Origin of the sequence: Streptomyces sp. NPDC058375 (assembly GCF_042723425.1) — a bacterium.
Lineage (GTDB): Bacteria > Actinomycetota > Actinomycetes > Streptomycetales > Streptomycetaceae > Streptomyces > Streptomyces durocortorensis.
On sequence record NZ_JBHXJG010000413.1, the window covers coordinates 1 to 3,905 of the forward strand.

Annotated in this window: 3 protein-coding genes; 1 reads left to right on the plus strand and 2 read right to left on the minus strand. The window is 71.7% G+C overall.

Annotated elements, in window-relative coordinates:
* Positions 1 to 144: 144 nt before the first annotated feature.
* Complete coding sequence (locus ACFWM7_RS34335) at positions 145 to 1,161, minus strand: hemolysin family protein (RefSeq protein WP_383268435.1); 1,017 nt, start codon at positions 1,159 to 1,161, stop codon at positions 145 to 147.
* Positions 1,158 to 2,495 (minus strand): hemolysin family protein, encoded by a 1,338-nt coding sequence (locus ACFWM7_RS34340; protein WP_383268437.1) that lies wholly within the window; start codon positions 2,493 to 2,495, stop codon positions 1,158 to 1,160. Before ACFWM7_RS34340 ends, ACFWM7_RS34335 begins: the two co-directional genes overlap by 4 nt.
* Positions 2,496 to 2,878: 383 nt before the next feature.
* On the opposite strand from ACFWM7_RS34340, the gene ACFWM7_RS34345 reads away from it, so the two are divergent.
* Positions 2,879 to 3,889 (plus strand): sporulation protein, encoded by a 1,011-nt coding sequence (locus ACFWM7_RS34345; RefSeq protein ID WP_383268439.1) that lies wholly within the window; start codon positions 2,879 to 2,881, stop codon positions 3,887 to 3,889.
* Positions 3,890 to 3,905: the final 16 nt, after the last annotated feature.

The window sequence follows — 3,905 nt, forward strand, 5'->3', positions numbered from 1 at the left end:
GTCGAAGTAGTTGGCCATCGGCCGAGCTTACGCGGTCGGGCCGGACCGGTTGAGGGGTGCGCCGTAAAGCGTGTGAGGCGGCCCGTCGTGCGACGGGCCGCCTCTTCTTCCGCTTCACACGGTGGTGTTCACCGCCGGGCCCGGTCAGACCGCGGCGGCCCCCACCAGCTCGTCCAGGACGTCCTCCATGGTCACGAAGCCGATGACCGTGCCCTTGCCCCCGGCGACCGCCGCGAGATGCGTACCGGCGGCCCGCATCGCGGTGAGGGTGTCATCGAGCGGGGTGTCGATCTCGACCCGGATGACGGGGTGGAGGGCGCTCTTCGGCAGCGCCTCGGTGCGCTCCGCGACACCGAGGGCGTCCTTGATGTGGAAGTACCCCAGCAGCCCGTCGTCGGGGCCGGTGACCGGCAGCCGGGAGAAGCCCGAGGCGACCGCGGCCCGCTCCAGACCCTGCGGGGTGATGCCCAGGTCGACGGTGACGGTCCGGTTCAGCGGGACCATCACCTCGCCGACCGGGCGGGTTCCGAGCTCCAGGGCGTCTTGCAGCCGCTCGCCGTCCGCCGGGGCCAGCAGCCCGGCGTCGCTGGAGTCCTTCACCAGCCGCACGAGCTCGTCGTCGGTGAACACCGAGGCGACCTCGTCCTTGGTCTCCACCTTGAGCAGCCGCAGCAGCATGTTGGCGAAGGCGTTGATGCCGAAGATGACGGGCCGCAGCGCCCGGGTCAGGGCCACCAGGGACGGCCCCAGCGCCAGCGCGGTGGCGACGGGGGCGGCCAGCGCGATGTTCTTCGGGATCATCTCGCCGATGAGCATGTGCAGATACGTCGCCAGCGTCAGCGCGATCACGAAGGCGATCGGGTGGACCAGCGCGTCGGGCACACCGACCGCGTCGAACGGCGGCTCCAGCAGATGGGCGATGGCCGGTTCCGCTACGGCGCCCAGCACCAGGGAGGAGATGGTGATGCCGAGCTGCGCGGTGGCCATCGCGGCCGAGAGGTGTTCGAGACCCCACAGGGTGCTCTTGGCACGTCGGCTGCCCCGGACGGCCTGCGGCTCGATCTGACTGCGGCGGACCGAGATGAGCGCGAACTCCGCGCCCACGAAGAACGCGTTGGTGAGAAGGGTGAGCGCGCCGATGGCGAGCTGAATGGTGGTCATCGGGCGTCCTCCTCCACGAGGGCCAGCGCCGGAGCGGGCGCGGTGATCCGGACCCGGTCGGCCCGGTGGTGCTCGATGTCGAGCACGTCGAACTGCCAGCCGTCGACCTCCACCCGGTCGGTGCGGACCGGGATACGGGCCAGCTGGTTCGCGAGCAGGCCGGCGAGCGTCTCGTACGGGCCTTCCGGCGCGGTGAATCCGATCCGGTCGAGCTGGTCCAGCCGGATGCTGCCCTCGGCCGCCCAGACCCGGCGGCCGTCGCCGAGCGGCTCGGCCGGTGCGAGGTCGGGGCGCTCGTGGGGGTCGTGCTCGTCGCGGACCTCGCCGACGACCTCCTCCACGATGTCCTCGACGGTGGCGACCCCTGCCGTCCCGCCGTACTCGTCGATCACCACCGCCATCGTCCGGTGCTTGCGCAACTGCGCCAGCAGCCGGTCGACGGGCAGCGAGTCGGGGACGAGCAGCGGCTCGGTGGCCAGCGCCGTGACCGGGGTCCGGGGCCGCTCCGACTCGTCCAGGGCGAGGACGTCGCGGATGTGGACCGTGCCGATGACCTCGTCCAGGCTGTCCCGGTAGACCGGGAAGCGGGACAGGCCGGTGGCCAGGGTGAGGTTGGCGGCGTCGGCGGCGGTGGCGTGCGCCTCCAGCGCCCGGACGTCGACGCGCGGCGTCATCACGTTCTCGGCGGACAGCTCCGCCAGGTGCAGGGTGCGGACGAACAGCTCGGCCGAGTCCTGCTCGATGGCGCCCTCACGGGCGGAGTGCTGGGCGAGCGCGATCAGCTCCTGCGGCGTACGGGCGGAGGCCAGCTCCTCGGCCGGCTCCAGGCCCAGCCGTCGCACGAAGCGGTTCGCGGTGTTGTTGAGGTGCCGGATCAGCGGACCGAAAGCGGCCGTGAACGCACGCTGCGGGGTGGAGACGACCTTGGCGACCGTGAGCGGGCTGGAGATCGCCCAGTTCTTCGGGACCAGCTCGCCGATGACCATGAGGACGACGGTGGACGCGGCCACGCCGAGGAGGGTGGCGACCGTGGACACGGCGCCGGCCGGCAGGCCGACGGCCTCCAGCGGGCCGCGCAGCAGCACCGCGAGGGACGGCTCGGCGAGCATGCCGATGACCAGGGAGGTCACGGTGATGCCGAGCTGGGCGCCGGAGAGCTGGAAGGTGAGCCGCTTGGCCGCCTTGAGTGCGCTCTCGGCGCCGCGCTCACCGGCCTTCGCGGCGCGCTCGAGCTCGCTCCGCTCGATGGTCGTGAGCGAGAACTCGGCCGCGACGAACACTGCACAGGCCAGTGTCAGCGCGAGGGCGAGGAGGAGAAGGACCACTTCGCTCACCGTGTCACCTCCGTCCCCTGGTGCGCGGGATCAGGGATGACACGGTTCGTACTGGGAGGCTCACCCATTGCGGTGCCGCAGCTCCTTCTCTGTTCGGGTCGTCGGGATCGACGGTGGGGGACGGGTGTGAACCCGCCTGATAGATAGTAAAGGGAACGCAAAGCAAAGGGGAGTGGCGGGTGTCACACGGAGTGCCGCCCGGGGAAGCGCCTCGCGGTGGATGACGAGAAGCGGGTTCCGGGCGGTCGCCTGTGATCTTGGTGGCCGGAACTGTGCGTAGCGGTCGCAGGCTTGGGAAATCCTTGGCTTCCCGGGAGGTTCTGCCCGGCGAGGTGGCTCACGCGGCCTCGATCGCCCATCCACAGAAGGAGCGGACGCCGCACATGGTGTTCAAGAAGTTGCTCGGAGCCCTCGGGGTCGGTGGACCCTCGGTCGACACCGTTCTGCAGCCCGGCCCGGCGCTGCCGGGTGGTCTCCTCTCCGGAGAGGTCCGCCTGCGGGGCGGCGGGTCGGACGTGACGGTCGACCGGATCTCCCTTCTCCTCGTCGCCCGGGTCGAGAGGGAGGACCTGGAGGAGGAGACCGAGGACACCGTCGTCCTCGAACGGTTCACCGTCGGCGGTGGGTTCCGACTGGCGGAGGAGGCCGAGCACACGGTGCCCTTCACCGTCACCCTGCCGTGGGAGACGCCGATCACCGAGCTGCACGGCCAGCACCTCGGGCCCGTCCTCGGGATCCGCACGGAGCTGGAGGTCGCGGGAGCCCGGGACAAGGGCGACCTCGACGCGCTCGCGGTGGGGCCGCTGCCCGCGCAGGAGGCGATCCTGGAGGCCTTCGGGCAGCTCGGTTACGCGTTCAGGTCCGCGGACCTGGAGCTCGGCCACATCCGCGGCACCGGTCAGCAGCTGCCCTGCTACCAGGAGATCGAGATCCTCCCGCCGGCCGGCCACGCGCATGCCGTGAACGAGATCGAGGTGACCTTCATCGCCGCACCGGGCGGTCTGGAGGTCGTGATCGAGGCGGACAAGCGTGCCGGGCTCCTCTCCGAGGGCCACGACACGGTCCACCGCTTCACCGCCTCCCACCACGCGGCCCCGCAGACCGACTGGAACGCCCAGGTCGACGCCTGGCTGAAGGAGGTCATCGCCGGCCGCGAGGGGTACGGCACGCCGTCCCCGTACGGAGACCACCACGGCGAACCCCACGGTGACCGGCACCGTTCGGGCCCCGGCGCGGGTGCGGTGGTGGCCGGGGTCCCCGCGGGCGTGGCCGTGGGCGTCGTCGGCGGCATGGTCGCGGCCGAGGTCGTCGACGAGATCGGCGACGCCTTCGAGGGCGAGGGCGAGGGCGAGGGCGAGGGCGAGGAGGACGCGGGGGGCGACGACGAGGGCTGACCGGGCAGGCCCCGGT